At 61.0% G+C, this 26,722-nt stretch carries 32 protein-coding genes and 2 pseudogenes; 29 read left to right on the top strand and 5 right to left on the bottom strand.

What is annotated here, in order from left to right; all coding sequences use genetic code 11:
- Window positions 1-4 precede the first annotated feature (4 nt).
- Window positions 5-319 (bottom strand): hypothetical protein, encoded by a 315-nt coding sequence (locus NXT3_RS09350; protein ID WP_104839210.1) that lies wholly within the window; start codon window positions 317-319, stop codon window positions 5-7.
- A 94-nt stretch (window positions 320-413) separates the two neighbouring features.
- Between NXT3_RS09350 and NXT3_RS09355 the strand changes: the two are divergent.
- The 22 genes and pseudogenes from NXT3_RS09355 to NXT3_RS09460 all read left to right on the top strand — a co-directional run.
- Window positions 414-1,757: pseudogene (locus NXT3_RS09355) on the top strand (DUF1073 domain-containing protein); the annotation flags it as partial.
- A gap of 81 nt (window positions 1,758-1,838) precedes the next feature.
- Window positions 1,839-2,279 carry a hypothetical protein gene (locus NXT3_RS33225; RefSeq protein ID WP_423827995.1) on the top strand — a complete coding sequence of 147 codons (441 nt, stop codon included), beginning with the start codon at window positions 1,839-1,841 and terminating at the stop codon, window positions 2,277-2,279.
- Between the two features lie 315 nt (window positions 2,280-2,594).
- A complete protein-coding gene (locus NXT3_RS09365; RefSeq protein ID WP_104839212.1) occupies window positions 2,595-3,740 on the top strand; it encodes a DUF2213 domain-containing protein in 1,146 nt (381 codons plus the stop codon).
- A complete protein-coding gene (locus NXT3_RS09370) occupies window positions 3,740-4,177 on the top strand; it encodes a DUF2190 family protein (protein WP_104839213.1) in 438 nt (145 codons plus the stop codon). The genes NXT3_RS09365 and NXT3_RS09370 overlap by 1 nt, the downstream gene beginning before the upstream one ends.
- 15 nt (window positions 4,178-4,192) lie before the next feature.
- Window positions 4,193-5,146, top strand: coding sequence for a DUF2184 domain-containing protein (locus tag NXT3_RS09375; protein WP_104839214.1), 954 nt, complete (start codon window positions 4,193-4,195; stop codon window positions 5,144-5,146).
- A 12-nt stretch (window positions 5,147-5,158) separates the two neighbouring features.
- On the top strand, window positions 5,159-5,614 hold the full coding sequence (locus NXT3_RS09380) for a hypothetical protein (protein WP_104839215.1): 456 nt from the start codon (window positions 5,159-5,161) through the stop codon (window positions 5,612-5,614).
- A gap of 51 nt (window positions 5,615-5,665) precedes the next feature.
- The gene (locus NXT3_RS09385; protein ID WP_104839216.1) at window positions 5,666-6,160 is read left to right on the top strand and encodes a DnaT-like ssDNA-binding protein; all 495 of its coding nucleotides are present in this window, start codon (window positions 5,666-5,668) and stop codon (window positions 6,158-6,160) included.
- The gene (locus NXT3_RS09390; RefSeq protein WP_104839217.1) at window positions 6,160-6,525 is read left to right on the top strand and encodes a hypothetical protein; all 366 of its coding nucleotides are present in this window, start codon (window positions 6,160-6,162) and stop codon (window positions 6,523-6,525) included. The genes NXT3_RS09385 and NXT3_RS09390 overlap by 1 nt, the downstream gene beginning before the upstream one ends.
- A gap of 482 nt (window positions 6,526-7,007) precedes the next feature.
- Window positions 7,008-7,172, top strand: coding sequence for a hypothetical protein (locus NXT3_RS31935; RefSeq protein ID WP_199773336.1), 165 nt, complete (start codon window positions 7,008-7,010; stop codon window positions 7,170-7,172).
- The gene (locus NXT3_RS09400) at window positions 7,172-8,224 is read left to right on the top strand and encodes a phage minor head protein (protein WP_104839218.1); all 1,053 of its coding nucleotides are present in this window, start codon (window positions 7,172-7,174) and stop codon (window positions 8,222-8,224) included. Before NXT3_RS31935 ends, NXT3_RS09400 begins: the two co-directional genes overlap by 1 nt.
- The gene (locus tag NXT3_RS09405; RefSeq protein WP_104839219.1) at window positions 8,224-8,685 is read left to right on the top strand and encodes a hypothetical protein; all 462 of its coding nucleotides are present in this window, start codon (window positions 8,224-8,226) and stop codon (window positions 8,683-8,685) included. The genes NXT3_RS09400 and NXT3_RS09405 overlap by 1 nt, the downstream gene beginning before the upstream one ends.
- A gap of 189 nt (window positions 8,686-8,874) precedes the next feature.
- Window positions 8,875-9,306, top strand: coding sequence for a phage tail terminator-like protein (locus NXT3_RS09415; RefSeq protein ID WP_104839221.1), 432 nt, complete (start codon window positions 8,875-8,877; stop codon window positions 9,304-9,306).
- Window positions 9,307-9,362: 56 nt separating this feature from the next.
- Window positions 9,363-10,094: a hypothetical protein gene (locus NXT3_RS09420; protein WP_104839222.1), complete on the top strand. Its 732-nt coding sequence runs from the start codon at window positions 9,363-9,365 to the stop codon at window positions 10,092-10,094.
- Between the two features lie 8 nt (window positions 10,095-10,102).
- Window positions 10,103-10,516 (top strand): hypothetical protein, encoded by a 414-nt coding sequence (locus NXT3_RS09425; protein WP_104839223.1) that lies wholly within the window; start codon window positions 10,103-10,105, stop codon window positions 10,514-10,516.
- A gap of 50 nt (window positions 10,517-10,566) precedes the next feature.
- A pseudogene (locus NXT3_RS33230) lies at window positions 10,567-10,680 on the top strand (hypothetical protein); the annotation flags it as partial.
- Between the two features lie 54 nt (window positions 10,681-10,734).
- Window positions 10,735-10,863, top strand: coding sequence for a hypothetical protein (locus NXT3_RS32915; protein ID WP_272939860.1), 129 nt, complete (start codon window positions 10,735-10,737; stop codon window positions 10,861-10,863).
- Window positions 10,864-10,866: 3 nt separating this feature from the next.
- A complete protein-coding gene (locus tag NXT3_RS09435) occupies window positions 10,867-13,674 on the top strand; it encodes a phage tail length tape measure family protein (RefSeq protein WP_104839225.1) in 2,808 nt (935 codons plus the stop codon).
- Window positions 13,675-13,676: 2 nt separating this feature from the next.
- A complete protein-coding gene (locus tag NXT3_RS09440; protein WP_104839226.1) occupies window positions 13,677-14,441 on the top strand; it encodes a hypothetical protein in 765 nt (254 codons plus the stop codon).
- A complete protein-coding gene (locus NXT3_RS09445) occupies window positions 14,441-15,043 on the top strand; it encodes a hypothetical protein (protein WP_104839227.1) in 603 nt (200 codons plus the stop codon). Before NXT3_RS09440 ends, NXT3_RS09445 begins: the two co-directional genes overlap by 1 nt.
- A gap of 7 nt (window positions 15,044-15,050) precedes the next feature.
- The gene (locus NXT3_RS09450; protein ID WP_104839228.1) at window positions 15,051-15,464 is read left to right on the top strand and encodes a DUF6950 family protein; all 414 of its coding nucleotides are present in this window, start codon (window positions 15,051-15,053) and stop codon (window positions 15,462-15,464) included.
- Entirely contained in the window at window positions 15,461-17,647 is a 2,187-nt protein-coding gene (locus NXT3_RS09455) for a phage tail protein (RefSeq protein WP_104839229.1), read from the top strand. Before NXT3_RS09450 ends, NXT3_RS09455 begins: the two co-directional genes overlap by 4 nt.
- Before the next feature lie 69 nt (window positions 17,648-17,716).
- Complete coding sequence (locus NXT3_RS09460; protein WP_104839230.1) at window positions 17,717-20,038, top strand: endosialidase catalytic beta-propeller domain-containing protein; 2,322 nt, start codon at window positions 17,717-17,719, stop codon at window positions 20,036-20,038.
- Here NXT3_RS09460 and NXT3_RS09465 read toward each other — a convergent pair whose 3' ends face one another.
- Both NXT3_RS09465 and NXT3_RS09470 read right to left on the bottom strand, forming a co-directional pair.
- Window positions 20,039-20,329 (bottom strand): hypothetical protein, encoded by a 291-nt coding sequence (locus NXT3_RS09465; protein ID WP_104839231.1) that lies wholly within the window; start codon window positions 20,327-20,329, stop codon window positions 20,039-20,041.
- A complete protein-coding gene (locus NXT3_RS09470; RefSeq protein ID WP_234828100.1) occupies window positions 20,326-21,657 on the bottom strand; it encodes an alpha-2,3-sialyltransferase in 1,332 nt (443 codons plus the stop codon). The genes NXT3_RS09465 and NXT3_RS09470 overlap by 4 nt, the downstream gene beginning before the upstream one ends.
- Window positions 21,658-21,681: 24 nt before the next feature.
- On the opposite strand from NXT3_RS09470, the gene NXT3_RS32335 reads away from it, so the two are divergent.
- Complete coding sequence (locus NXT3_RS32335; protein ID WP_234828101.1) at window positions 21,682-21,891, top strand: hypothetical protein; 210 nt, start codon at window positions 21,682-21,684, stop codon at window positions 21,889-21,891.
- 64 nt (window positions 21,892-21,955) lie between these two features.
- Here the strand turns inward: NXT3_RS32335 and NXT3_RS32920 are convergent, their stop codons facing one another.
- The gene (locus tag NXT3_RS32920; protein WP_104839233.1) at window positions 21,956-22,696 is read right to left on the bottom strand and encodes a CatB-related O-acetyltransferase; all 741 of its coding nucleotides are present in this window, start codon (window positions 22,694-22,696) and stop codon (window positions 21,956-21,958) included.
- Between the two features lie 71 nt (window positions 22,697-22,767).
- Here NXT3_RS32920 and NXT3_RS09480 point away from each other — a divergent pair, with 71 nt between their 5' ends.
- The 6 genes from NXT3_RS09480 to NXT3_RS09505 all read left to right on the top strand — a co-directional run bounded on the left by NXT3_RS09480 (window position 22,768) and on the right by NXT3_RS09505 (window position 25,782).
- Entirely contained in the window at window positions 22,768-23,154 is a 387-nt protein-coding gene (locus tag NXT3_RS09480) for a hypothetical protein (RefSeq protein WP_104839234.1), read from the top strand.
- A gap of 69 nt (window positions 23,155-23,223) precedes the next feature.
- On the top strand, window positions 23,224-23,511 hold the full coding sequence (locus NXT3_RS09485; protein ID WP_104839235.1) for an H-NS histone family protein: 288 nt from the start codon (window positions 23,224-23,226) through the stop codon (window positions 23,509-23,511).
- Window positions 23,512-23,598: 87 nt separating this feature from the next.
- A complete protein-coding gene (locus NXT3_RS32345; RefSeq protein WP_158665334.1) occupies window positions 23,599-24,333 on the top strand; it encodes a peptidoglycan recognition protein family protein in 735 nt (244 codons plus the stop codon).
- A 21-nt stretch (window positions 24,334-24,354) separates the two neighbouring features.
- Window positions 24,355-24,678 carry a cell wall anchor protein gene (locus NXT3_RS09495; protein ID WP_104839236.1) on the top strand — a complete coding sequence of 108 codons (324 nt, stop codon included), beginning with the start codon at window positions 24,355-24,357 and terminating at the stop codon, window positions 24,676-24,678.
- 2 nt (window positions 24,679-24,680) lie between these two features.
- Window positions 24,681-25,058: a hypothetical protein gene (locus tag NXT3_RS09500; protein WP_104839237.1), complete on the top strand. Its 378-nt coding sequence runs from the start codon at window positions 24,681-24,683 to the stop codon at window positions 25,056-25,058.
- Between the two features lie 88 nt (window positions 25,059-25,146).
- Complete coding sequence (locus NXT3_RS09505) at window positions 25,147-25,782, top strand: hypothetical protein (protein ID WP_234828102.1); 636 nt, start codon at window positions 25,147-25,149, stop codon at window positions 25,780-25,782.
- 174 nt (window positions 25,783-25,956) lie between these two features.
- Here NXT3_RS09505 and NXT3_RS09515 read toward each other — a convergent pair whose 3' ends face one another.
- A complete protein-coding gene (locus NXT3_RS09515) occupies window positions 25,957-26,400 on the bottom strand; it encodes a hypothetical protein (protein WP_104839240.1) in 444 nt (147 codons plus the stop codon).
- Window positions 26,401-26,722: the final 322 nt, after the last annotated feature.

The following is a 26,722-nucleotide window of genomic DNA, read 5'->3' on the forward strand; positions in this document are numbered from 1 at the left end:
TCGGCTATTGCATGAGGTCGCGCTCGCCTTGCCTTCGATAGAACGCGGGGATCAGTCGATACCATTGCGTATACCCCAGCACAGCAAAGATCGGCGTTATTACGAGCGTAGTCTCTGCAGGCGTCGAAAGACCCTTGTACAACAGAACAAAGCCGATCGCTGATGCAAAGATCCCGAGAGGAAATGTCAGTGCGGCGAGCGTCCAGTGACTTATCGCCATTAAAAGAAGCTCGTTTTGGGGGAAAACGAAATTCGCAATGATATTCCCGAGACCGACGACGAGAACTACCAGTATGTAGGCTGCTCTATAGCGCCGCATTCACCACCCCCTGTGCTCATTGCCGGCACGCATGCATACGTTAAGCCCTGCCCAGCTGCAAGCAGCGCGTGCAAGAACAATCTCAGGAGCGGACATGGCCAACATCATCGCGTTCGTCCGCGACAGCCTGACAAACATGGTCGCCAATCTCGGGACAAGCCGGGACAAGGCGGCGGCTTCGTTCTACTCGATGCCGATCCTTGCTGATGAGGATCTGCTCAACGCCTACCGTGGCGCGTGGCTGCCGCGGAAGATTGTCGACATCCCGGCCTTTGACAGCATGCGCGCATGGCGAGACTGGCAGGCGAAGAAGCCGCAGATCGAGGCGATCGAGGCGGAAGAGAAGCGCCTGAACCTCAAGGGCAAGCTGCTCGAAACGCGCATCAAGGCGCGGCTCTGGGGCGGTGCTGCGATGGTGATCGGTACCGGCGACCAGGACCTGACGCAGCCGCTCGAGGTAGAGCGCATCGGCAAAGGCGGCCTGAAATACCTCACGGTCATGACGCGCCGCCAACTGACGGCCGGCGAGATCGATCGAGATCCGGCCTCGGAGTGGTTCGGAAAGCCGAAGCTCTACCAGATCCGATCAGCAGAAGGCATGCAGATCGACATTCACCCCTCGCGCCTGGTCGTCTTCAACGGCAACCCGCCGCCGGATGATGAGATCGTCACGACGACCTATGCCGGCTGGGGCGACAGCGTGCTTCTGTCCGTCGTCGATGCGATCAAGCAGGCCGACGGCACGGCCGCCAACATCGCCAGCCTCGTGTTCGAGGCCAAGGTCAACGTCATCCGCATCCCGGATTTCATGCAGAACCTCGGCGACGAGCGGTACCGGGCCAAGATCCTCGAGCGCTACACGCTCGCAGCCACGGCCAAGGGCATCAACGGCGACCTCCTCCTCGACAAGGAGGAGGAATACGAGCAGAAGCAGGCGAGCTTCGCGACCCTGCCCGAAGTGCTGATGTCGTTCCTGCAGATCGTCTCGGGTGCGGCCGACATTCCGGCTACGCGGCTTCTCGGCCAGTCCCCGGCCGGCATGAACGCCACGGGCGAAAGCGACCTGCGTAACTATTATGACCGCCTGCAGGCCATGCAGGAAGTCGAGATGACGCCGGCCATGGCGCGGCTGGATGAGTGCATCATCCGCAGCGCCCTCGGCTCCCGTGACCCGGACATCTACTACGAGTGGGCGCCGCTCTGGGGCATGTCGGAAAAGGAAAAGGCAGACGTCTTCAAGACGAAGGCCGACGCCGCCCGCCAGCTGGTTGGTACTACGCCAGGGCAGGAGATCATCCCGCGTGATGCGGTGTCCGATGCGCTGGTCAACACATTCATCGAAGACGGATCATTGCCCGGGCTCGATGCTGCGATCGAAGAATACGGCAAGCTCTCCGAACAAGAGCCATCTGAAGAGGAACTCGCCGCAGCAGCCGCGCAGGCAGCGAACGCAAAGCCGCCAGGCAATAAGCAGGCGGCAAACGACGCCGCACCACGCACGCTCTACATCCGCAGGGATGTGCTCAATGCCGGCGAGATCAGGAAGTGGGCCAAGGCTCAGGGCTTCGATACCGTGCAAGAAGGCCTGCACGTCACCATCATCCACACTCGCACGCCGATGGACTGGATCAAGGTGGGCGAGGATTATTGGGGAGATAGCGGCAAGATGACCGTCGCCGAAGGCGGTCCGCGTCTGATGGAGCGCTTCGGTGACGCAATCGTGCTGCAGTTCGCATCCTCGCGCCTGACGTGGCGACATGAGGACATCAAGCGGATGGGCGCGGAGACCGATTATCCGGAATACCAGCCGCACGTCACCATCTCGTGGCAACTGCCGAAGGGATTGGACCTATCGAAGGTCGAGCCATACCGCGGCAAAATCGAGCTCGGGCCGGAGGTCTTCGAGGAAGTCAACGAGGCGTGGAAGGCTGCCGTGAAGGAACAAACCTTCACGGCTTAGCATCAGCCCTGTTGAGCATACACCAGCAGCTGCCAACGGATCGCCCCTTGGCTTGTCGTGTGCTGCTTGTGGTTCTGAGAGGGCAGCTGGACGCCTTTGTTCGAGGCAATCTCATCACCGCAACCCTTGCATCTATAAATCCCCGCGTGATCTGGGGTCTGTCCCGGTTTCCATTCCTTTGTGAAAGCGTCGCTGGGCTTCGCCGTTTTCACATGAGTTCCGTCTACGTAAAGCGCCATCTTCAACTCCATTCCGATGCGGGTGCATTCAAGCCTCTGATCAATCAGGAGTCGAGTCCGGTCGAAGGGCAATCCCATGAAATTCAAAGACCTTGCACCGATCGCGGGTACGCGGCGGACGGCCGACGGCTATCTTGTTGCGGACGTTCGTACGGCCCGCACTGGCATCCAGCTATACACCGGCCGCGAGGTGGGGAAGCCCGACATTCAGGTCGTGAAGGTCTATCGCCCTGAGGAGCAGGTTTTCGACACCGCCAGCCTCGGCAGCTACGCGCACAAGCCGGTGACGAACGACCATCCTGCGGAGGCGGTCACCGCCGACAATTGGAAGGCGCTCGCCGTCGGCTCGATCGGAGATGAGGTTGCGCGCGACGGTGAATTCGTCCGTGTCCCCCTCATCGTCATGGATGCAACTGTCATCAGCGAGATCGAGGGCGGCAAGCGGGAGCTCTCTGCCGGCTACACCTGCGACCTCGCCTGGGAGCCTGGCACCACGCCCGAGGGCGAAAAGTACGACGCCATTCAGAAGGATATCCGGATCAACCACGTCGCCATCGTGCAGCGCGGCCGCGCCGGATCAGAAGCTCGCATCGGCGACGGTGTGAGGTCGTGGGGCGCTGCCCCATTCACCAGTGATCAGAAACCGAAAGAGGACAAGATCATGACCCTGAAGACGGTTACCGTCGATGGCATCCCGGTTGAAGTAACCGATCAGGGTGCCACGGTGATCGGCACGCTCCAGCAGCGGCTCGCCGACGCCAATACCAAGATCGCGGATGCCGAGAAGGCACATCAAACGGCTCTGGCCGCCAAGGATGCCGAGCTCGCGAAGAAGGATGCCGAGATCGATGCGCTGAAAGGCAAGATCCTTTCGGACGCCGACCTCGACAAGCGCGTTCAGGCTCGCGCCGACCTCGTCGCCAAGGCGAGCGTTCTCGCCAAGGACGTCAAGACCGAAGGCCTTTCCGATGCGGCTATCCGCAAGGCTGTCGTCGTCGCCAAGCTCGGTGACGCGGCCGTAGCCGACAAGTCGGAAGCCTACATCGACGCCCGCTTCGACATGCTGGTCGAAGACGCCAGCAAGGGCGGTGGCTCCGATCCTTTCCGCGTCGCTGTGCAGCAGGGCCTCTCTCAGGTCTCTGACGCCAGCGCCTCCGCAACCGCTCACAAGGCCATGGTCACCGATCTCGAATCGGCCTGGCAGACGAAGGGAGCTAAGTGATGCCTGCAGTTCAGACCACTTACAGCGCCCAGCACGCTCGCTGGGTCGAGGGCATGAACCTCAACATGGAGCCGTCCGTCGTCGTCACGCGCCTCGCTGAGGACGTAGAAGGCATCGGCTTCGGCAAGGTGTGCGTTCAGGGCACCGCCGATAACCAAGTCGTAGACTCCGAAGCAACGGCGAAGTTCGTCGGCATCGCCGTGCTCGACACGACCCGGCCCACCGGCAAGTACGAGCAGTACGAGAACGTCGCCGTGATGAAGAAGGGCGTCATCGTCGTGCAGGCCTCCGAGGCCGTCGCCGTCGGCGACCCCGTCTATTACACCCCGGCGACTGGCGTTCTGTCGAAGACGGCGACGTCGAACACCCTCATCCCGAATGCGACCTGGGATACCAGCACCTCTGGTGCCGGTCTCGCAGCCCTTCGCCTCGGCTAACCAGGAGCGATCTCGATGAACGCAATTATCACCCAGGACGCTCAGCAGGTCGCGATGAGCTTCCTTATCCGTCAGGCCTCGCTGATCGAGCCGACGGTCTATGCGATCAAATACCAGGAGATCCAGTACGCCCAGCTGATCCCCGTCGACACCTCGGCGCCGGAATGGATTCAGTCGGTCACGTACTTCTCCATGGATTCGGTCGGACAGGCCCAGTGGTTCAGCGGCCTTGCGCACGATGTGCCGAAGGTCGAACTGACTCGCGAGAAGTTCGAGACGACGGTCAGCATGGCGGCGATCGGCTACGGGTACACGCTCGAGGAGCTCGGCACCGCCCAGCTGCTCGGCATGAACCTGAACCCGGACAAGGCCTCCGCTGCCCGCCGCGTCGCCGAAGAGAAGATCGACACGGTTGCCTTCGTCGGCGATACCGGCAAGGGCTACACCGGTCTGGTCAATGCTTCGACCCCGACCGCCACGACGGCGCCGGCCGACGGTACCGGCTCGGCGACGACCTTCGCCAGCAAGACGCCGGATCAGATACTCCGCGACATCAACGGCCAGCTGACCGGCATCTTCACCGGCACGCTTGGCGCCGAGATCGCGGACACGCTGCTCCTGCCGTATTCGGTGCTGCTCGATCTCTCGACGCGCCGGATCGATGCGGTCAACCAGACCACCATCCTGGAATGGATCGAGCGGAACAACATCTACACCCGGACCACCGGGCAGCCGCTCACCATCCGCGGTGTGTTCGGCTACCTCGACACGGCAGGCGCCGGCAGCACCAAGCGAATGGTTGCTTACCGCCGCTCGCCCGAGGTGCTGAAGATGCACATCCCGATGCCGTTCCGGTTCCTGCCGGCTTGGCAGACCGGCCCGATGAAGTTCGACGTCCCGGGCATCTTCCGCGTCGGTGGCGTCGACATCCGCCGGCCGAAGGCTGTCCGTTACCTCGACGGCATCTAAGGGGAGGCGACGATGAAGGTCACCAACAACCAGGCAGGCCCGCGCGGCATCAACACGGTCAACGGCCCGGTTCTCATTGAACCGGGCGAGACCATCGAAGTGGAAGTCTTCGCACGCGAGAAGGCGCACATCGAGGCTTCGAAGTGGTTCGATGTCGACGGCGACTACACCGATAACCCGAGCGTCACCGCGGCGCCGGTGCTCAAGGAAGCCGCTGAGAACGTCAATTCCGAGCTCGAAAGCCTCCGCGCCCAGCTTGCCGAGCGCGACGCCGAACTGGCGAAGCTCAAGGCGGACCAGCAGCAAGAGCCGCCCAAGACGGCCGCCGAGGTCCTCGACATGGCGAAGGACCCGAACGTGCAGTTCATGTCCTTCAAGGCGGCGGCTTCGAAGCTGCTCGGCGACAAGACGCCGGCCAAGAAGGACGAGATCATCGCCGCTCTCGAAGACTTGGCCACCAAGCCCTGACAATCAGCCCGGCGGCTTTGCTGCCGGGTCATTCTTGCATCGGAGATCGACATGGCTGGATACGGCGACAATGCAGGCTTCACGGCTTACGCTGCGGCGGCCGGCTATGTCTTTCCCGATGGAACGAGCGATGGACAGAAAACCGCAGCACGTCAGCGCGGCTCTCTGGTGATCGATCGGTATGAGCCACGATTTAGCGGCCGTCGCACTGGCGGATACACCCAGGAGCGCGCATGGCCGCGCACTGGTGTCACGACCTATTACGGAGAGGCGCTTCCGTCGGACACGGTCCCGGTCGCGATCGTCAATGCCTCCTATGAGGCGGCCTACCTCGAGCTGACGAACCCCGGCAGCCTTTCACCTGTCGTCACCGGGACGTCAACGGTAAAACGCGAGAAGGTGGGACAGCTTGAAGTCGAATATTCAACTTCTACTTCAACCGATATCGATCAGATTGTCGCCCTTGCCACGCCAGTCGTGACGCTGATCGAAGGGCTGCTCTGGCCGTTCCTTGTGCCGATCCTGCCCGGGGCTCTGGTGGTCTGATGGCAAACCCTCTCTTCGCGCGCCTGCAGGCTACGGCGCAGCGGCTCATCGCCAAATTCGGCCAAGCGAGCACCATTACGCGCATCACGCCTCCGGACCCTGTCTTGGGCGGCGATCCGGTCGAAACCGTCTACGCGGCCACGCTGGTGGCGATGGCCTACAGCGCCCGGGAGATCGACGGGACAGAGATCCAGTCCGGCGACATTCAGATTTACATTTCGTCCGTCGGTCTGGTGATCGGGCCGAAGCCGGGCGATCTGGTCGCGGCTAGCGGCAAGACATTCCGTGTCATCAAGGCGGACCCGAATAACTACGACGGCCTAACCAACGTCGTCTTCATCGTCCAAGGAAGGATTGCTGACTGATCAATCCGCCTGAACAAGAACTTGGCAGAGGATGTCCGACACGCCGTCGGACCCAGAGAATGCCATACCTTGTCCATCGGGTAATCTGATCATGATGCGTGTGGCCTTGAGGTTATCCAAGACAAGCAACCTGAGCCCGTCTTTTGTGACGATGTTGGCAGACCACGTCTTCACGCGTGCTGCGCGTCGAAAAGGCGCGTAGTTCGAGGAAACTGTCGTCACATCGGCGCCCCCAGAGCCATTAAGGGCGAAGTTGATCGTAGTCCCCGGGAGCGCACAATTTACGACGCCATGCTTTTGGTATGGCTCGGCCTTTGCCGCGGTCGTCAAGGACAATAGCGCGAGTAGGCCCGCAAGTTTTCGAGATATCGAGTAGTTCATTCGCGCCTCCGTCACCAATGAACTCATATCGCGAGTCTTGCGAAAGTCGAGCCGCATTTCTCGCAGAAGCCCGTTCACTCTCTCCGCGGAAGGACAAAAGCATGAAGATACGTTTCATCAAAGACTATACCCATTTCTCGGTCGGCGACGTCGCAGATGCGTCCGACCTCTCGGGCGGTCTCGCCCAAGGCCTGATCCATCTCGGCATCGCTGAGAGGATGCCCGAGGAGAAGGTCGCCAAGAAGGGCGAGAAGACCGCCGAATAATGGCATCGCTCCGTCAGCAGCTCGATGCACTCATCGATGAGCTTTCCCCTGCTATGGAGAAGGCCTTCCGCGAGGCGATCGAGGACATCAAATCCGAGATCGTGCTTCGCGAAGTTGTCGAGCGGCTCGAGCGGCGGGACATCGAGGGCGCCATTGCGGCGCTGCATATCGACCCGGCTGCCTTCCGGCCGCTCTCCGAAGCGATCCGGAATGCCTTCAATGCAGGCGGTCTCCTCGTCGCCAAGAACATGCCGCGCCTGGCCGACCCGATGGGAGGACGTGTCGTCTTCCGCTGGGACGTTCAAAACCAGCGCGCCGAGCAGATCATCCGTGAGACCTCGTCGACGATGATCACGCATGTGACCGAAGACACCAAGCAGATGGCACGGGAGCGGATCGAAGCCGGTTATGCCAAAAGGCAGGGGCCGAACACGATCGCTCTGGACATCGCCGGACGGGTGAACAAGGTCACCGGACGCCGCGAGGGCGGCTTGCTCGGCATGACGTCGCAGTTGGCCCGAACGGTCGAGAAAGCGCGCACAGCGCTGCTCTCGGGCGATATCGAGGGCATGAAGCACTACCTGACGCTGACGCGCCGAGATAAGCGGTTTGATCGGCAGGTGGCCAAGGCCATCCGCGAAGGCAAGCCGCTCCCGGCCGACGCCGTGCAGAAGATCACCGGCAGGCTTGCGGACCGATATGTCCAGTTCCGGAGCCAGACGATTGCGCGGACGGAAACGCAGTCATCGGTCCATGCGGCCAAGCACGAGGCGTATCAGCAGGGGCTGGACCGCGCCGGGCGCGATGCCGCTCTGGTTACCCGGCGCTGGCGTTCCGTCGGCGACGGTCGTGTACGCCACACGCACCAAGCCCTAAATGGCGACGAGCTCGCGGGCATGGATCTGCCGTTTCAGTCGCCGTCTGGCGCCCTGCTGCGCTTCCCGGGCGATACGAGCCTCGGCGCCGGCGCGGCCGAGATCATCGGCTGCCGCTGCCACGTGGAATACAACTTCGACTTCGCGGAAGAATACGCGCGCTCGCGGGGACACTGATGGCTGAGAATAGCTTCGCCGCTCAGGTATCCGAGTGGGTAACGCAAGAGAAAGCGCGCCAAGAGGCTGTGTTGCGCGAGGCCGCTCAGATGGTCGCGAACAATGTTCGGACGTCGGTGGCTGCCGGCGGCCGGATGCCTGTCGAGACGGGTAATCTGAAGAACTCGCTGATGGCGTCCACCTCGGCCATGCCGACGGTCGACCAGGGCGAGAAGGCCTATCCGGACAGCAGCGGCGAGATCGAGCTCATCATCTCGAACCTCGAAGTCGGCGGCACGCTCTATCTCGGGTTTCAGGCCGCCTATGGACGCCGCATGAATTACGGCTTCGTCGGCGAAGACAGTCTTGGGCGGCTCTATAACCAGGCGGGATATGGATTCGTCGATGCCGAGGCGCAGGACTGGCCTCAGACGGTCAAGCGGGCGGAGGAGAAGGTTCGCGGTCGGTTCGAGAGAGGCTGACACCTTCGGAAATGCTCAGAAAAGCAGCCTGGATAATCGACAGATCTCGGATCGCCATGGAGATCACGTCTTGAGCGTGCTTCGTGCGAACGGTGCGGTTGAGCAGCAACGCGAGAGCTTGATGGATGAGGTCGTAAACCTCTTCGTCGCTGAGCGGGTGATTATCGGCCATGGGCCTAGAGGTAGCAGATGGCTGACACCGTTGAAAAGAAAATCTATCAGGCGCTGCTCATCCAAATGCAGGCCTTCGTTCCACCGGCAGGCGTAACCATCGTCATGCCAGGCCAGGCATTCACGCCGACGGCACAAAGCAAGTTCGTCTCGGTCGAGGTGCATTTCAACCGCTCGGTCGAAACCGACCTGTCGCTCGTCCTGGACCCGATCCGGCAAGGCTTCATGCGCACCAACGTCATGTGGCCGAAGGGTTCCGCCATCGTCGACGGCTACGACGTGGCCGGCCAGCTGCGCCAGCACGTCCGCCGCGGCACCAAGCTCTTCCGGACCGACACACAGGTTCGCATCGACGAGGATCCGGAGATCGGCGTCCTCGTCACCGGCGACACGCACCACAACATCCCCGTCACCACCAGGTGGCGCTGCTATCCGCAAGTTCCGGCCTGATTGGCCTGCCGTTCCGCGCCTTCGGCAAGCGCAATCAGACATGAGAGGAAAACTCAATGCCCCAGCTTTATCCTGTGGCAGGCGCCAAGATTTATATCGGGCCGGCCGTCAACTCTGTTCCCGACGATGCGGACGTCATCGAATCCCTGTTCACTTCGGTGAGCTTCACCGAGGTCAAGGGCTGGCAGACCATGGGCGCGATCGGCGACGCTGCCACGCTGATTACAGAAGCCGTCATCTCTTCCGGCCGCGATCTCAAGGCCAAGGGCACGCGTAATGCCGGCTCGATGCAGAACAATTTCATCATTCTGCCGACCGACGCCGGCCAGATCGCGCTGATTGCCGCCGAGAAGACCGACTACAACTATCCCTTCAAGCTGGCGTTCGACGACGCCCCGCCGGCGAAGACGTCGACCGTAACGATGACTATCGCATCCCCTGGCGTCATCTCGTGGACCGCTCATGGCCTTGCTGCCGGCACGCCGATCAAATTCAGCACGACCGGCGCTCTGCCGACCGGTCTCGTAGCCGGCACAACCTACTATGTGGTCAGCCCCACCACAGACGCCTTCAGCGTAGCGGCAACCCCGGGCGGCGCGGCGATCAACACCACCGGCACGCAGTCGGGAACGCACACTGCCACGACTGTTCCGGTCGGGACGATCAAATACTTCTATGGGATCGTCATGACCGCCCAGGAGAACGGCGGCGGCGCCAACACCGCCCGCCTGCTGCAGGGCAACGTCGAGATCAACTCGCCGATCCTGACGATCGCTCCGATCGGTTGAGGTGATTGATGTCTGAAGAGTTCGTTGACCTTTCCGGCCTCGAAGCCCTCGTCCAGTCTCAGGAAGAGGGCATCGAAATCACCATCGTAAATGAGCAGGGCAATCCGCTCGGTCTCAAGATTGGCGTCGTTGGCCCAGACAGCGACCGCATGCAGAAGGCGATGCGGGACGTCGCCGCGGAGTTTGCGAAGAAGGCGGCCGAGCGCGAGAGCCTCGGCGAGCAGCTGGCGGATGAAGCAGACGCCCGTCTGATCGCCATCCTGGCGAAGGCAACCACCCATTGGGCGCCAAACCCGAAGATCGCCGGCCAGGTCATTCCCTTCTCCGAAGAGAACGTCCGGAACCTCTACACCAAGTTCAAGATCATCCGTGATCAGGTGGAGGCGAAGGCCGCGCGCCGCGCATCTTTTACAAAGGGCTGATCGACAGGCTCTGTCAGCTTATCGTCGATCAGCAGGAGGGGCGGAAGCTCATCGTCCCGGCCGCCGGCCAGCAAGTCTGGTTTTGGTTCCAGGAGCTCGATGCGCAGCGCACCGGCAACGGCTACGGGCCCAATGCCCTCGGCTTTGTCGCAATCGCGGAATGGGCGAGGCTTCGCGGCCTCGTCCTCAAGCAGTGGCAACTGGATGCCATCCTAGCAATGGATTTGAAGCGCCGGGAAGTCATCGCCTCGAAGAAAGAAGCGCAAGAACCAGAAAATGCGCCGGTTTCAGAGCGTCCTCTCACAGCGCGCCTGTTCGATGCGCTCTTCCCCGGAAAGAGAAAGTAGCCCGTGACCGAAGCGACACTTGGTTTCAAGATCGATAGCTCGCCGGCCGTTCGGGGTGCGGCTGACCTCGATCAGCTGACTGCATCCGCCGGCCGCACTCAGCAGGCCGTTGGCAAGCTCGAAAACGAGGTCGAGCAGCTGGGCGACGCGCTTGGGAAGGCAGGTCAGGGCGCTGGCAAGCTCAAGCCGCCGATCGACGATCTCGGCCGTTCCTTCGGTTCGCAGGACGAGCACGTCCGCGCCTTCCGGATGGAAGTTGAAAGGTTGACGCTCAAGTATCAGCCGTTGGCAAAGGCGACGCGCGACTATGAAGCGTCGGTTGGCGAGATCCAGCGCGCGCACAAGCTCGGCGCCATCACCGCCCAGGAGATGACCGCCGCACTCGATCGCGAGCGCCAGGCCTATGAGCGGCTGAAAACGTCAGCGACGGCCGCCGGCGCCGCTGTCAAGGCGGCCAACAGCAACAGAGGCGGTGCGCAGAGCTTCAACTCCGCCAACGCCGCGTTCCAGTTTCAGGACATCGCCGTCACCGCGGCCATGGGCATGAACCCGCTGATGATCGGTCTGCAGCAGGGCACTCAGCTTGCATCCGTCGTAGGGTCGATGGAGAGGCCTGTTGCTGGCCTCGCCGCAGCCTTTGCATCGCTCATCAACCCGGTGTCTCTGGTCACCATCGGCTTGACCGCCGGGACCGCTGCGCTGATCCAGTATTTCACGACGGCCGAAGATGGCACCGGCAAGACGAACGCGCTTTTTGAGGAGCAGAACGATCTGATCCGGCGCGCGGCCGCTCTCTGGGGCGATGCCGCGCCGCAGCTGAAGGCCTATGTCGACGAGCTCGACCGCGCCGACAAGATCACGCAGGGCCGAGAGGCTTCCGAGATCCTCGCCGGCCGCGAGCTTGAAGGCCTCGGCGAGCAACTGCAGGGCATCGGTCAACAGTTCTCCGAAGCCGTGCGCGGACTCCGCGGGATAGATGCGGATCCTGCATTCGTCCGGGACTTCTCGCAGGCCTTCGGCGATCTGCGCGAACGTCTCGACGATGGCACTGCATCGATCGCCGACATCAACAACGCTCAGCGCCTCCTGTCCGAGGCTGTCGACCGTTACGGCATCAAGTCCGTTCTCGGCTTCCGCGATGCCTTCGATCTCATCACCAAATCGATCCGCGACAGCATCGAGGCTGCAAAGCAGGCGAGGGCGGAATGGATCGCGGCCATCGCCGGCGGCACCAACGTGCAGGACATCATCTCCGGATCGTTCTTCACCGACAACGGCCGGACGATGCGCACGGCGGATTTCGTGCCGCTCAATCCGGCCGTTCCGTCGCGGCGCCCGAACATTGAACTGAGCGGCGATCCGGATGCCACCACCATCCTCAACCCCGACGGCCGGCTGACGAACGTTCCGGTCCCGGGCCAGAAGCCGAACTTCTTCGAGCTCGAGGAGCAAAAGGAGAAGGTCGACGACGTCACGAAAGCGTACCGGCAGGCGGCCGAAGCGAAGGCGGATTTCTGGCTCGACGTCTCGTTTCAGGAGCGCCAGGCCGAGCGCAGCGCCATCGATCGACAGGTCGCCAGCACGCTCAGCCGCTATGGCATGAACGAGGATCTGAACTCGCCCGAGGCCAACGCCATCCGGTCGCAGCTTCAGCGCGAGCAGAACCGGGAACTGGTAGGCAGCTTCCTGACCGACTTCCGGGACGGCCTGCTGGAAAACAGTGGCGATATCGGCAAGGCGATGGGCGACGCGATCAAGAACGCTCTGCTCAATGCTCTGGCCAAGGCAGGCGACCAGGCGATCGAGCGGCTGACGAATTCACTTGTGAACATGTTCTTCGGCGGCGGCACCTCGTCGACGGCATCTGGCGGCGGCGCTGCAACCACGACGCTGAGCGCACTGCTCGGCTACGGTGGCAAGGCGGCAAACGACAATATCAGTCCAGCGTCGGGAATGTCGGCCTATGCAGCGGCTATCCGGTCGATCGAGAGCAGTGGCAACTACAGCGCCATCGGTCCGATCACTCGATCGGGAGACCGCGCCTATGGTGGCTATCAGGTCATGGGAGCGAACATCGGCCCTTGGTCCGAGGCCGCGCTGGGTCGCCGCCTGTCGACATCGGAGTTTCTGAAGGACCCGGCTGCGCAGGACGCCATCTTCAACCATCGCTTCGGCGGCTATGTGAACAAGTACGGCCCCGCGGGAGCCGCGCAGGCATGGTTCGGCGGACCGGGCTCTGTCGGCAAGGGCGGCATGGGTGCGGACATTCTTGGCACGACCGGCAACGCCTACGTCGCAAAGTTCAACAGCGCGCTGGAGAAGGCCAGCGGCAGCCTCGGTCAGTTCGGGGGCGGCCTTAGCCAGTTCGGCCAGGTCCTCGCCTCAAGCGCCGGCGGCGGAGGTACTGGCCTGCTGAGCAGTCTGTCGTCCTTCGGCATGAGCGTGTTCTCGCGCTCTGGCCAATTCGCCTCGGCGATGCTCAGCGGGGGCATCGGTCTATTCGCCAACGGCACGAACTATGCGCCGGGCGGTCTCTCGATCGTCGGAGAGCGCGGTCCGGAGCTCGTCAACCTTCCCCAGGGCGCGCAGGTCACCAGCAATCACAAGCTGAAGTCGATGGCCGCCAACAGCAATCGCGGTACAAACAGCGCGGGCACCATGAACGTCAACGTGATCGGCGCCAATGGCGATGAGCATGTCCGGATGCTCGTTCAGCAAGGCGTCGGCGAGGCTCTGCGCGAATACAACGAGCAGCAGCGCCGCGGCGGCTTCGGCCAGATCCAGACGCGCTATACTTCTCAGAAGGGCTGAGGATGGCCAGGTCATACATCAATCAGCCCACGGTTCCGATCCAGTATTTGCGGCCCACCCGGGCGAGTTTCGACAATGTCGGCTCTGGCATCGACGGCGGGGTCAACGGAAACGGCGAATCCATCTCGATCGAGATGAGTGGCGGCGGCCGGGTTACCGCGACATACGAGCGCTGCGTCTTGCAGGGCGACGACATGGAGCGCCACGAGGTCATCAACTGGATGGGCGCTCGAGGAAACGGAAGCTTCCGGTTCTTCAACGTACCGATCATCAATGATGGCATCGGGCCGTTCCCTGTCATCAACGGCAAGCGCCGGCCGATCATCAGCGGGATACCGCATTCGGACGGGGCGCTGTTCTCGGACTTGTCCGGATACTCGCAGGCGACCGTCTGGGCGAAATTGACCGCCGCGGCTGTCGTCGGGGCAGGGCAGATCTCCATCCGCGTGTACGAGGCTGCAAGGCCGCTACGCTGGTCGGACTGGTTCTCCATCTACCACCCGACGAAAGGCTGGCGCGCCTATCGCTACTGGGAGAGCCAGAAGACGGCGGAAGGCGTGGAGACCGTCGGCGGTGTCGCTTTCGACTATGTCGACTATCAGCTCGGCATCAGTCCGGCGCTCCGCGAGGCGGCGGCGATCAACACGCGCGTCGAGTTGGCACGGCCGCTCTGCGTCATGAAGTTCCCGCAGGGTTACAGCCTGCCGTGGGACTATGAGGCCTGGTATCAGAGCCGGCCGACCCTGCAATTTGTCGAGGCTTTCTGATGGGCTGGATTCCTGACGATGTTATCGAGGAGATGCGCGGCAGCCATCAACTCGGCATCTTCCTTCGCGTGGACACCGACCCGGCGCTGCACATGTGGTTCGGCGTCCACGACATCCAAACTGGTTTCGACAGCATCGACCCGGATGGCACCGTCTATCTCGGCGGCGGGGTGCTTCAGGGTGTCCCGACGCTCGAGGTCCTGGTCAACGGCACGGCTGACAGTGTCGAGTTCACGGTCTCTGGTATCGATCCGGCCACCGGCGGCAAGATGCTCGACAGCCTGCCGCCACTGCGCGGCGCCGCGGTCCAGCTCGGCCTGACGACGCTCGATCAATACTACCAGCCGATGAGCAAGATCATTCCGATCTGGACCGGGACGGCATCGCACGTCTCGGAGTCGAGCCCGATGGTCACGGCAAATGAAAGCCCGAGCCTGACGCTGGCTCTATCCGTCGTGTCGGGCGAGACGACCCGTTCGCGTGCTTCGCGATCGCTCTGGTCGGCGCCGCACCAGAAGGCGATTTCGCCGACGGACCTCTTCTGCGATGGCACGGCGCGCCTGTCGCGCGGCGTCCAGCCGGTCTGGCCGCACTACACCTGAGGCCACCATGAACATTCATGACTTCTTGAAGCTGCCGCATCGGTTCCGATGGGGCGGCCTCGGCGGCGATGACTGCATCATGTTTTGCGCCTCGTGGGTCGCTGATCAGACGGGCGTCGATCCGGCAGAAAAGGTGAGGGGGACCTATCGGGATGAAGAGGGAGCGCTTGCGTTCGTCGAGCGCTCCGGCGGGCTGATCCCGATGATCGATAACGGCGTGATGCCGCTCGGCTACGCGCGGACCGATAGCCCGGTCACGGGCGATATCGGCGTAGTGCTCGTACCGTCCGACACCGACGGCAACGTCAAGGAGATCGGGGCGATCCGCTTCGGGCCTCTCTGGGCGGTTCTGGCGCCTGGCGGCGTCAGGGCGAAACGATACGACTTCGTGGCGGCTTGGAGCCGGGGAGATCAGGATTGAGCTTCCATCATCGCATGATGCTGCAGCGCTACGGGCTGGGCTGCACGACATCGCTCTACAGCACGGTTCTTTTCGATCCGATCTTCACGCCGATCTTCACGGCACTGTTCACGCCGATCTTCGGTGCCGGTACCGCGCTGACGACCTTTGCCGTCGGCGCTGCATCTGCCATTGCAACCACGGCTTTAACGGTCGGCTTGCAATTGCTCCTCGCTCCAAGCGTCAAGACGCCGAAGCCCGAGGACGGCAAGGTTCCGAAGACGCAGTCCATCCCTTACCGCTGGTGGGGCGTCGGCCGTACCCGCGTTGCCGGCGCCTACATGCTTTGGGAGGCGAAGGGCAACAAGCTCTATGCGGTGCAGGCGCTGGTCGGGCATCGCATCAAGGCGATCAACCGCTATTATCTTCATGACGACGAAGTGACGATCGGCGCCGGGAACTACGTGAACGGATTGGCCGATGGACGCTATGGTGGCAACAAAGTCCGCCTCTACAGTCGTTTGGGTGAAACCCCTGAGACACCGTATTCAACGATCGTCGCCGGCATTCCGGAATCGTGGACCAACAACCATCGCGGCGACGGCCAAGCCTCGGTGGCCATGATTGCGGCAACACCCGGGCAGAAGGATTTCAGCCAGCGGTTCCCCTACAATGCGCCGTCCGTCTCGGTTGAAGCGGACCTCGCCTACTGCTGGGATTTCCGCGACGAGGATCAGGACCCGGAAGATCCGTCGACATGGACCTGGACGCAGAATTGCGCCGTCATCCTCGCCTGGCATCTCTGCTTTAACGAGTTCGGGGAAAGGCTGGATTACACCAAGGCTATCTTGCCGGTGCTCAATCTCTGGATCGAGGAAGCCGACATCTGCGATGAAGACGTCCCGCTGGCCGGCGGCGGCACGGAGAAGCGCTACCAGTGCAACGGTTATGACACGACGGAGAATGGGCCCAAGGCCGCGACAAACGCTATCCTGGCCGCCTGTGACGGGCATTTAGTGGCCCGGGGCGACGGGGCGCGCATCCTTACTGTCGGCAAGTTCAGGGAGAGCCGCTGCGGCGTCCTGACCGATGCGGATATCGTCGGGCACAACATCCAATATGACGTGCTCTTCGAGGACGAGATCAACCGCCTCATCCCCAAGTTCACCTATCCGGCGATCGACTACGCGACGGCAGACACGGACTATTTCGAGGATACCGACGCTCAATTGTCGGCCGGCCGGGTGCTCGCCCAGGAGGCCGAATACACCTGGGTTCACCAGTGGCGGCAAGCCCGCCGGCTGGGGAAGCGCGAGTGGCTCCGCATCCAGCAGAAGACGCGCGGCTCCATCGATGTCCGGCTCTCTGGCATCAACTCGGTCTACAACCGCTGGAATTTGCTGGAAACGCCGAAGCGGCTGCCGCGGCTTGATGGCAAGATCATTGAGAACCGCCGCGCACTGCTTTCGGTCACTCGTGGCGGCTTTACGATGGATATCGTCGAGCATCCCGACAACATCGACGCGTGGACGCCGGCAACCGATGAAGGGCAGCAGCCGCCGGTTCCTCCGGCGCCGAACCCAGCGGGGCTGGTGACACCGGTCATAAATCTGGTTCAGGCGAAGGCCAATTCCGGAAGCGTGTATATCCGGGTGGTGATCGTCGATCCAGACGACGACAGTCTGACGCCAACCGTACGGTATCGCGTGGCCGATGCTGACGGCCTCGGAAATCCAGGCGCATGGGTGGAGCAGAAGAATGAAGATGCGGCGCCTGCCGGCGGGTATGTCGACCTCGCTACGGCGGTCGTGCCAGCCGACAAGCTGCTCGACGTGCAAGCCGCGTTTATCGCGTCGAACGGCCGCTATTCCGATTGGTCGGTCACGGCGAACATCACATCGACTGTTGATTCCGTCGCGCCGGGAACGCCGACGAACCTGACGGCGCCGAACTCAGTCACCACGGTGCCGGTCAGCGCGAAAGCGGCAAACGACAACACCAGGTTCCTCATCTTCAAGCGCGGCACGACAGCGCAGAGCTTCGCCGCTGCAACGACGATCGGAACCTATTCGGTCACCGCTAACCAGACGATCTCGTTCAACGATACCCCTGGGGCGGGAACCTACAAATACTGGTGCGGCGCCGAGAACATCTCCGGCGTGCCATCAGCTTCGCAGGCGTCGGTAACGACCGTCGTCACCTAACAACAAGACACCCGTCCTTCCTTTCTTTGCTCTGGCCGCGCGCCGGAGCGCTACGCGCATGAGGAAAATATGGCCAAGACCGCAAGTGAAATTTGGGCAGATGGTCCGTCCAGCGATCCGTATCAGCCGCCGAAGGACGAGATCCGTGAATGGGGAGGGAGGCTGGAAACCGGCGGCTGGTCATTCGGCACTAAAGCCCTTGCTCAGGCCGCATCCGTGCCAGCCGATATCCACGTCATTAATCTGCTTGGCGGCACGTCTGTCGGCGATGGCCAAGGCGGCCAGTACATCGACACGAACAACGGCAGTTCCGACACTTTCACAACTGTGGCACCCAGTGCTCGCACTTGGTATCGCGCCGAGGATGTAGGCGTCGATCGCCTCAGCAACGAAGCCGCCATTCGTAACTGGCTCGATCCGCTCAAGAACTTCAATGCCAACGGCACGACCGACGACACGGCGAACTTTGCCGCGCTCGAGGCCGTCATGACCGGTCGCGAGATCGATTGTAAGGGACTGGTCTTCAAAGTCACGGCCATCCCGACCGGAAACAACTATCGGCATGGTTTTTTCGCTAAGTCCAACGGCGAGGCGACCAACCCGAAAGACGTTCTCTATCCGATGGAAGGAACGTTTGTCGCTGAGAGTTACAAGCTCACCAGCAGCCGCCGCCACGACGGCTGGCCACAGGACAAGTGGCACGAATACGACGGTGTCATATTCGCTGTCTGGAACCAGGGCTCAACGCACTCTTCTGACGACCTGCATGTGTGCATGGCGCGCTCCTACGATGGCGGCCGCACGTTCATCGATTTTGAGCGCCTGTTCCAGAAGACGGGACTGACGGGCGGCGTCACCTCCTGGGCCGCTGGTATTGTCGACGGCCAGCAGGTCGTTATCGTTCGAGAGAGTGAGACAGCCACGGAGCACCGTCTTTACTGCCGTCGCGTGGGGCAAAAGAAGAAGATTACGGCGACGCTGTCCTCGCCGGCCAGCGGCACGGCAGGATGGGAGCTGATCTTTTCCAGGCACGGCTGCCGGTCTGGCAATAAAATCAAGTTCAACGCTAACGTATCGATTGGCGGCACCACGATCGTTGCTGGCACCGAGTACACCGTTAGTAGCGGCAGTGCGACGCGCATCGTCTTTACCGGGCCTTCGTCATCCTCCGCTCAGACGATCGCAGGCGACTATGTCATTGAGTTCGTCGAGAGCGGCTGGACGGAAATCAACTGGACTGGTGTTGCGCTCGGCACGCATTTGGTGAACACAAGTGCGGATCAAACCGGCCAGCCGACGATGTTTCACTCCTTCGCGGGGGTTCCGGCGAGCGGCGGCGATTTCTACACCTGCGTTCATGGCGGAGCGGCAACGGCGGGCCCGACTTTGATCATGATTACAGACCTGCTCAGCAACTCCCCGACGCTTGCAAAATATAACAAGATCACTACGGCTAATAGAGTCGAAGCAACTCTCGACTACGATGAGGCGGACGGCTACCTGTATGGTTTCGGGCGGACACAATTTACTGACCAGTCGCCGCTTGCCTGGTGGTCGAGCGATGGCGGCGACACCTTCAACACCAACATCGGCGGTCCCGTCGGCGCGCTGCAGTATTCCCCGTTCCCTTGCAAGATCGTCGGCGACACGATCTACGCCTACGGCTCGGCGAACAGGGCAGGCACGGACGACGTCAGCGGCAACTACGTGAAGACGGAGGTTCCTCTCTATCTCTTCCGCGGGTCAAAGTCGGCGTTTCGGACCAACTACTGGGCGGCGCTGCAGATGATCGAAATCGGGACAGCCTACAAATACTCGGACTATGCTGGCCTGAATGTGGTCGGCGTTGGATCGATGGTTGTCTTTAATGGCAACCTGATCCTGGCGCACTCGACGGACAACGAAGACCCTGGCCTTGGAACTGGTATCCCAGACATTGAGATGGTCAGAATTCGCCTTGAGGACGAGGTGATCGAGGATCATGGGTATCAGAAGCTTGTCGGACGCTCGATTTCCGGAGGCGTGCCTGCCCTGGCGACGTACGATAAGCTTTATGCGGAGCGGGTGGTCGGGTCGTCGACCTTCCAGGCTGTGGCGCTGATCAACTCCGATGGCACGATTACATCCAACAGGGGAGGATTCGGGGTCACTTGCACGAAAGTTGGAACGGGTGACTACACCGTCACGATAACGAACCCAAAAGCGACGACGCTCTATTTCCCGTTCGTTCAGCCGGTTGGCTCTGGCGCCCGTCGGCATGAGGTTTTGTCGCTTGCTGCGGGCAGCTTTAACGTGAAAACCTTCGGCTACAATAACGCCACGCCAACGGACAGCGCATTCGTGGTCGGGGTAATCATGCTTGAGGACTGGACGAGGACGAGCTGGACGTGATCAGTCCGGCTGGTAGCCCCACCTCTTATCGTCCTCTTCCTTCAGACGCCTCGCGAATTCCTCGGATTCTTCGGCCATTTTGTTGAAGTCCGGTTCATCATCTTCGGCCGGGGCCTGTTCAACGATTGCCAGCTGATCGTCGGACGAAAGCCAGTGGAGGAAGGCGAATGTAAGGGTCGATCCGGCGAGGCATATAGCCCCGCCGATCTCGCGGCCGGTAAGAACCATCGCCACCCCACACAGGCCCGTGAATATCGATGCATCGAGTGGCGTGATGAAGCGGGAAATCAAAGAATACCGATCCTCTTTAGCGTTCGATCCAGCGGCTTCGAAACCGCATCGGGCAACAGAATGTCACCCCATCTGACCACGGTTCTGCGGATGGGGCCATAGCCATTGAGACGCTTTTCGAAACTGATCTTCTTCTCTTCGGCTGTTTTGGCTGGCTTGCCGTTCTTGCCCCATCGTTTCGAGATGAAAGACTTGTTCATCCAGAAGGCATGCCGCCAGTCCTCTTTCTCCATGAAAGACGACCAGATAGCTTCGAGATGCGTAAACTCAGGCTTGCTCTGGAAGGTGTCCCACGGGTTTTCGCCTACGAAGTGGAGCACCTTCACATCGCTGATGTTGACGAGATTTGGGTGATGTACGGGCAGCCGCTTGAGCGTATTGTATTCGACAGGGAGCCACTTGACGTCCGCGGCGAACACCACGTTCAGAAAGCCTTGGTCACCGCCGTCTGAGCTATGGCTGTGGGGAATTGCCGAGAAGACGCGGTTCCGGAGGCTTTCCGAGGGGGTGAAGCTGAAAACGCCGCTGTTGAAAGCGATGTGCAGTTCCGATCCCCAGTCAGGTGCGGCAAGGAAGCCATCGAGACCGAACAAGTCGTCGATGTTCTTAAGCATGACGCAATCGGCATCGACGAAGGTAATGCGGTCGTAGTCGAGCAATTCGAAGACGCGGAGCTTTGTAAACGTGCCAGCGAATCTCGATTGACCGTGATTATGCGGGTTGTCGATCGGGTCGACCTTCAAAGTCGACACATTGGGCAGGTGCCTCAAAAGCCGCGGGGTATAAGGGTCCGTATGCATAACCAGCAATGGCACGTCGGACACGGTCGCCAGCGATCTGGCTAACGCCATAGCCCCTATCGCATAGCGGCCGTCTGCCATGGTGACATAGACGTTGCCCTTGTTGCCCGCTTGGATAGTTTTCGCTTCGGCACTGCGGACTTCCGTGCGGTTGAGGAACGGCGCCATGATCTCCATGCGGGATAGGCCGACCAACTCGAACTCGTATTGATCCCGAATTGCGCGCAGGAAATGAAGGTCGAGGTCCAGGCTGTGCTTCTTTTCGTAGCCGGCGGCGACATCCTTCTCCTGCAGATGCTGCCGGACAGTGTCCGGAACATCCCACGCGTATCGCTGCGACATGTCCGCATAGAGGTCGATACCCGAGATGTGGATCCTCTTGAACCCGAGGATCGCGGCCACGGCGATCATCTGCATTCCCTGGGTGGGCAGCGGCCTACCCATCATGAAGCGAGCTAGCGTCGGATTGGACGCGATCACCGCCCAGTGGTCAAAGTTCGGCATCAAGTGGGCGGCCGAGGCCGTCACGACCTTCTCGCGCAGGTCTGACGCTTGGAACGGCTGGAAAAACGCGTCGATCTTGTACTGGTCGAGCTTCTGGACTTCCTTCAGATTGTCGCGCAGTCCAGCGTTGTCCACGGACCAGAAGAAGCCGTCTACCCGATCGCCGTAGAATTTTTCCTGTTCGAGGAAGAACCAATTGGCGCGGAAGATGACAGAATTCTCGGCCTGCTCGTCACTGAGGCGAACCTCGGCGGATGAGGGTCCGTTGCCGACGATGTAGCAATCCTGATGCAGGCGCCCCTCGAAATGGCGCTGGATACGGTCAATTTCGTGCGGAACTGAGAGGCTGTTCTTGGGGAAGGACACCTGGAGTGATCTCCTTGGAGAGCGAGAGAGAGCCATTCTCGCTGGTTAGTTTCCATACGTCGGGCTTGAAGGGAGGAATCTCGCCCGACTCAATTCGGTCTAAAATTGAATGAACTTTGCGATAGTCGGGCCTGGAACTCCAGATTTTGAACTCCCACCACCGGGCGGCTTGTAGCCGTGCAATGGTAGTTTCGTCAAATCTGAATCTAATCACCTTGGCAGGTACACCACCGACGACGGCATAGGGCGGGACATCCCTCGTCACTACCGCGTTAGCTGCGACGACCGCTCCATTGCCAATTCGAACGCCGCGCGTGATCACGGCGCCATCGCCAATCCAGACGTCATGGCCGATGACCGGTCGTGGTTTGGTTTCGAGTTTCTGGAAACGAAATTCCGAAGCCTCGGGCCAGAAGTTAAATTTTCGGGATCGGCCAAACTGGAACGGGTGATTGCTTATCCAGTCTGTCGGGTGATCGAACGGACCTATGATGACGCGTGGCGCGATCGAACAGAAGCGTCCGATCTCAGCGCCGCAGATCTCGCCTGAAGGTCCGATGTAGGAATAGGCCCCGATCGTCGTCGGCTCGGATACTGGCGACATGAGGTTGACGGGGCTTTCGAATGTGAGGGGAGCGCCAATGCCCTTGGCGCTCGCAACTGCCGCCCCGCAGGCTAGAAGATCGTCTCGGTTCAAAATTCTCCTCCCTCGCTTTGCACGGGGTGCCTCATAGCATATGACTCCCTTCGCGAAAGGGGAGAAATGGCATGACACTTTCGGAATTGATCAAGCGGCTCGAGCGCGCGGAGAAGGTCGAGCGGATCTTTGACGGCGAGATTGGGGCGCTGCTTGGCTGGCGCCGCCAGGTCGATTACATCAAGAACGATGCGAACGGAGAACCGACCAAGCGGGTATTTTGGATTGTGCCTTCGAGCGACGATCCTGGCACAGTTCCGTTTTTTACGTCGTCGCTTGATGCCGCGGTCGACCTTATGAAGGCAATTGCCCCCGCTGATGTGTGGGGTGTTAGCATGGCAGACGGAACCGGAACCGCCATCATCGGGTCGGGCCCCTATTGTCACGCTCCGACGCCAGCCATGGCGCTGTGCATAGCGGCTCTCAAGGCGAAGTTGATGAGAGAAGGCGACAAGTGACGCTGATCGGTTGAGTCAACACTGAGAATGGCCTATGGACTCCGGCGGTTTTAAAGTTCGAGGCCGCGAATGAGCAACATAGACTTCTCTTCCCTCACCATCGAAGAAATCGATGCCGCTCTAGAAGAGCTGCCGAAGCTCAGAAAGATCAAGGTTGAAGCGCGTCGCGCCGAACTCTTGGAAGAACTACAGAGGCTCGGTGGCCTTCCAAAGCGGATGCCGGTTCGCATGCCCCCAAAATTTCGGGATGACAAAGGCAACACGTGGACAGGTCAGGGGACAACTCCGATCTGGATCAGGGAACTGGAAGAGGCCGGTGGCAGTCGAGAGCAATACCGGATTAAGAAAAAGGACTGAAAGCCCCTCGTCCTTGAAGCCCCGCTTAGGCGGGGTTTTTTATTGCCAATAGGGCAGACACATCATCCTCCAACGATCAGGTGAACAATGGCAAATCGCAAGCGCACGACGCTTGGGGTCGTGCACGTTACTGCCACGCCGCCAGGCTGGGACAAGGGCGTCGCCGGCATCCGAGCAATTCATAAGGCTCAGGGCTGGTCCGACATCGGCTATAACGAGATCATCAATGCGGACGGTCGTGCCGAGATCGGCCGCGGCAAGATGGCGATCGGCGCCCATGTCGCCGGCTTCAACTCGATCTCCTACGGCTTGGCGATGGTCGGCGGGGTAGACGCCTCCGGCCGGCCGGACGTGAACACGCTCAAGAATGCGCAGTTCGCCACGCTGGAAAGGCGGATGCGCGAGCTGTTGGAGGAATTTCCCGACATCAAGTGGTGCGGCCACCGGGATCTGTCACCGGACAAGAACGGCAATGGCGTGATCGAGCCGTTCGAGCACATCAAGGCATGCCCGTGCTTTGACGTCATCCCCTGGGCCGCGGCGAAGGGTCTCCCGGTCGCCGATATCCGGGGCAACTGGAAGCCGATCGTCATCGAAAACAAACCGGTGATCGAGGGGCCAGACACTCGCACTGCTTACCTGCAGCGGCTGCTCGTCCGGGACGGCTATGCCCTCGGCCCGATCGACGGCATCGTCGGCAGGAAAACCCGTGCCGCCATCCGCGCCTTCCAACTCGCCTCAAACCTGCCCGAAAGCGGCGACTTCGACGCCCCGACGGTCAGCAAACTCCGCCTCCTCTTCGAAGCCAAGGCTACGGCCTAACCCTCAAAAGGAAAATCTGAAATGATCAAGTCTCTGCTCTTCGTGGCAGCGGCGGCCTTTACGCTGTCCGCTTGCCAAACCACGTCCTCGATCGACAGCGCCATCCAGAAGAACCTTCCCCAGGTTTGCTCGGCGGCAGCTACGGCTCACTCCGCCTTCGTCATCGTCGCCAGCACCGGCGACATCAAACAGCGCACCGTTGCGCGCGAGGCGGCTGCCTGGGCTGCGCTGGACGTCATCTGCAAAGACCCGAGCTCGGTTACGGCGGCAACCGCGCTGGTCAAAGCGGCCGAAAGCTATGCCGTGATGGTGGCCGCGCTCCGCGAAGCCAAGGCAGCGGAGTGACGATGATGGATGCGAGACAGAAACTAGAGAACAAGATCATCGGTGCGGTCGTAAGCGCAGTTGGCAATCCTGCCGTTCCGGCCCAGCCAGGAGCTGTGTCTCCCATCGCCGAGGCGGTTACAAAGAAGATCGCGCCGGAGATCATCGCGGCGACGAATAATGAGCCGTGGTGGCAGTCCCGCGTCATGTGGGGGTCGATCGTTGCGATTGCCGCCCCCATCGCCGCTCCGCTGCTGTCGTGGGTGATCGGTGAGACCGTCACCATCAGCGCTGATGAGCAGGCGAACATCGCTGCCGCACTCGCCGCCGCTGGTTCTGCCGTAGGCGGGTTGCTGGCAATTTACGGGCGGTTCCGCGCTCGCAAGCCGATCGGCGAATGACATCATACGGCCGCCGCATCCCCGCGGCGGCCGATTTCTTTGGATCGCATAAGCATGGGGCATCGGGGACATAATGGCGGATGATGATATGAACGGGAATGATCCACACCGCACCTATACAGATGCAGTGACGGCACAGCTCGGGGAACGGGTGACGAACCTCGGACGGCGGCAGACAGACCTTGAGGCGGAGATGAGAACCGGCTTCAAGCAAATGGAATCTGCGGTCGGCGCGCTTGCGGCCGAGATGCGCAATTCCGTGGCCGCTCTGTCGTCGACACTCGCGGAGCGAAACCGTCCACAGTGGCAGGCCCTCGGCGTTGCATTGAGCTTCTGCACGATTCTCGGCGCTCTCGCCTATTGGCCAATCAACGCCGCGACGAGCGACCTGAAGGCCTCGGTTTCCATCCTGAACGAAAAGATGGTGACGCAGAAGGAAATGGAGTGGCGGTCGGCGCGCGGCGCCGAAGACAGGTTGCAGCAGCAGTCCATGCTGAAAGACCTGCGCGATGCCCAGGTGCCACGTCAGGAGCTCGATCGCGTCTGGACGAGCTACGATCAGCGCTTTGCTGACCATCAACGGCAGATAGACGAGGTGAAACAGGCGCAGGGGAGCGTCTACAGTCAGCGCGACATCATCCTCGATCTCAAGGAAAACCAGCAGCGGCTGGAGCGGGAGATCGCCAGGCTACTCGCTTCCTCGGGCAACTCGCTGGACCGATAGCGGCTGTATCTGCTCGGCATAACCGTCGGCGGCCGGCTTCGGCATAACATGTAAATCAGGTCGTCGCAGCCGAGGCCGCACCACCGATGTTTGTCCGGCCGCACCCATATCAGGCACGTCTGGCCGATCAGTCGCGTATCGGCATCTCGGCGGCGGTGAAAGCCTGCTCAATCCTTAATCAAAATCGACCGAGTCAGGAAAAGCCGATTCATCGTTCACCAACTCATCATCTTCCGGCTCCGGAATTATGACTGGAATTTTTCCTGCGTCGAGATCGGCGGAGCCGTCAAAAGACAAGCGCACGGCAAGCGTCCCGGGTCCGTCCGGAACAAAATGAAGATCGGTAGGCGTGAAAATAGCAGGAAATCTCTCGTCGGCCACGGTAAAGTCCACAGCGACGTCAGCGACAGAGATCTCCTCGTGGCCATTGTCAAAGAATGCAGAAATTGTGGCAGTATGCTTTCCGCGCTCCAGTCCGCGCGCCTCGATCCAGTTGGAAAGTTTCACGACATCTCCGGCTGAAGCGAACAGCACACCTGGGTATACTCCAATCAAAATGGACTTGCCGTTGACCTCTATCCGAACATCATCACAGAAGATTGAACGGACCTCGATCATCGAGACCACCTAATCGCATGGCTTATCCTGGCCGCGCGCGGCATTTTCTGGTGCGCTGATGTGGAAAGCACCACTAGGTTGTTTACTTGCTCCGGGTGATGAAAGCACGTGGCATGGCGCATGTTTGCGACTGGTTCTTTCAGGGGCCAGCACGAGTCCACCTTCATAACGCGACCGTCGATCGCGAATAAGATTCGAGCAGCAGTATCGATCGTCCAGTTGCCGGGCGCGCCTAAGAGCCTTGAGACCTGGGCCGGATCCTTCCCAAGCCGCCTTGCCAAAGTAGCGTTAGAGATACCTGACTCCACGCAGTTACGCACGA

The sequence above is a fragment of the Sinorhizobium fredii genome (assembly GCF_002944405.1).
GTDB classification, from domain to species: Bacteria; Pseudomonadota; Alphaproteobacteria; order Rhizobiales; family Rhizobiaceae; genus Sinorhizobium; species Sinorhizobium fredii_C.

Excerpts from the sequence above, each read along its gene's own strand:
- NXT3_RS09350 (WP_104839210.1), bottom strand. The coding sequence starts at position 319 with ATGCGGCGCTATAGAGCAGCCTACATACTGGTAGTTCTCGTCGTCGGT.
- NXT3_RS09365 (WP_104839212.1), top strand. The coding sequence starts at position 2,595 with ATGAAATTCAAAGACCTTGCACCGATCGCGGGTACGCGGCGGACGGCC.
- NXT3_RS09370 (WP_104839213.1), top strand. The coding sequence starts at position 3,740 with ATGCCTGCAGTTCAGACCACTTACAGCGCCCAGCACGCTCGCTGGGTC.
- NXT3_RS09375 (WP_104839214.1), top strand. The coding sequence starts at position 4,193 with ATGAACGCAATTATCACCCAGGACGCTCAGCAGGTCGCGATGAGCTTC.
- NXT3_RS09380 (WP_104839215.1), top strand. The coding sequence starts at position 5,159 with ATGAAGGTCACCAACAACCAGGCAGGCCCGCGCGGCATCAACACGGTC.
- NXT3_RS09385 (WP_104839216.1), top strand. The coding sequence starts at position 5,666 with ATGGCTGGATACGGCGACAATGCAGGCTTCACGGCTTACGCTGCGGCG.
- NXT3_RS09390 (WP_104839217.1), top strand. The coding sequence starts at position 6,160 with ATGGCAAACCCTCTCTTCGCGCGCCTGCAGGCTACGGCGCAGCGGCTC.
- NXT3_RS31935 (WP_199773336.1), top strand. The coding sequence starts at position 7,008 with ATGAAGATACGTTTCATCAAAGACTATACCCATTTCTCGGTCGGCGAC.
- NXT3_RS09400 (WP_104839218.1), top strand. The coding sequence starts at position 7,172 with ATGGCATCGCTCCGTCAGCAGCTCGATGCACTCATCGATGAGCTTTCC.
- NXT3_RS09405 (WP_104839219.1), top strand. The coding sequence starts at position 8,224 with ATGGCTGAGAATAGCTTCGCCGCTCAGGTATCCGAGTGGGTAACGCAA.
- NXT3_RS09415 (WP_104839221.1), top strand. The coding sequence starts at position 8,875 with ATGGCTGACACCGTTGAAAAGAAAATCTATCAGGCGCTGCTCATCCAA.
- NXT3_RS09420 (WP_104839222.1), top strand. The coding sequence starts at position 9,363 with ATGCCCCAGCTTTATCCTGTGGCAGGCGCCAAGATTTATATCGGGCCG.
- NXT3_RS09425 (WP_104839223.1), top strand. The coding sequence starts at position 10,103 with ATGTCTGAAGAGTTCGTTGACCTTTCCGGCCTCGAAGCCCTCGTCCAG.
- NXT3_RS32915 (WP_272939860.1), top strand. The coding sequence starts at position 10,735 with ATGGATTTGAAGCGCCGGGAAGTCATCGCCTCGAAGAAAGAAGCGCAA.
- NXT3_RS09440 (WP_104839226.1), top strand. The coding sequence starts at position 13,677 with ATGGCCAGGTCATACATCAATCAGCCCACGGTTCCGATCCAGTATTTG.
- NXT3_RS09445 (WP_104839227.1), top strand. The coding sequence starts at position 14,441 with ATGGGCTGGATTCCTGACGATGTTATCGAGGAGATGCGCGGCAGCCAT.
- NXT3_RS09450 (WP_104839228.1), top strand. The coding sequence starts at position 15,051 with ATGAACATTCATGACTTCTTGAAGCTGCCGCATCGGTTCCGATGGGGC.
- NXT3_RS09460 (WP_104839230.1), top strand. The coding sequence starts at position 17,717 with ATGGCCAAGACCGCAAGTGAAATTTGGGCAGATGGTCCGTCCAGCGAT.
- NXT3_RS09480 (WP_104839234.1), top strand. The coding sequence starts at position 22,768 with ATGACACTTTCGGAATTGATCAAGCGGCTCGAGCGCGCGGAGAAGGTC.
- NXT3_RS09485 (WP_104839235.1), top strand. The coding sequence starts at position 23,224 with ATGAGCAACATAGACTTCTCTTCCCTCACCATCGAAGAAATCGATGCC.
- NXT3_RS32345 (WP_158665334.1), top strand. The coding sequence starts at position 23,599 with ATGGCAAATCGCAAGCGCACGACGCTTGGGGTCGTGCACGTTACTGCC.
- NXT3_RS09495 (WP_104839236.1), top strand. The coding sequence starts at position 24,355 with ATGATCAAGTCTCTGCTCTTCGTGGCAGCGGCGGCCTTTACGCTGTCC.
- NXT3_RS09500 (WP_104839237.1), top strand. The coding sequence starts at position 24,681 with ATGATGGATGCGAGACAGAAACTAGAGAACAAGATCATCGGTGCGGTC.
- NXT3_RS09505 (WP_234828102.1), top strand. The coding sequence starts at position 25,147 with ATGAACGGGAATGATCCACACCGCACCTATACAGATGCAGTGACGGCA.
- NXT3_RS09515 (WP_104839240.1), bottom strand. The coding sequence starts at position 26,400 with ATGATCGAGGTCCGTTCAATCTTCTGTGATGATGTTCGGATAGAGGTC.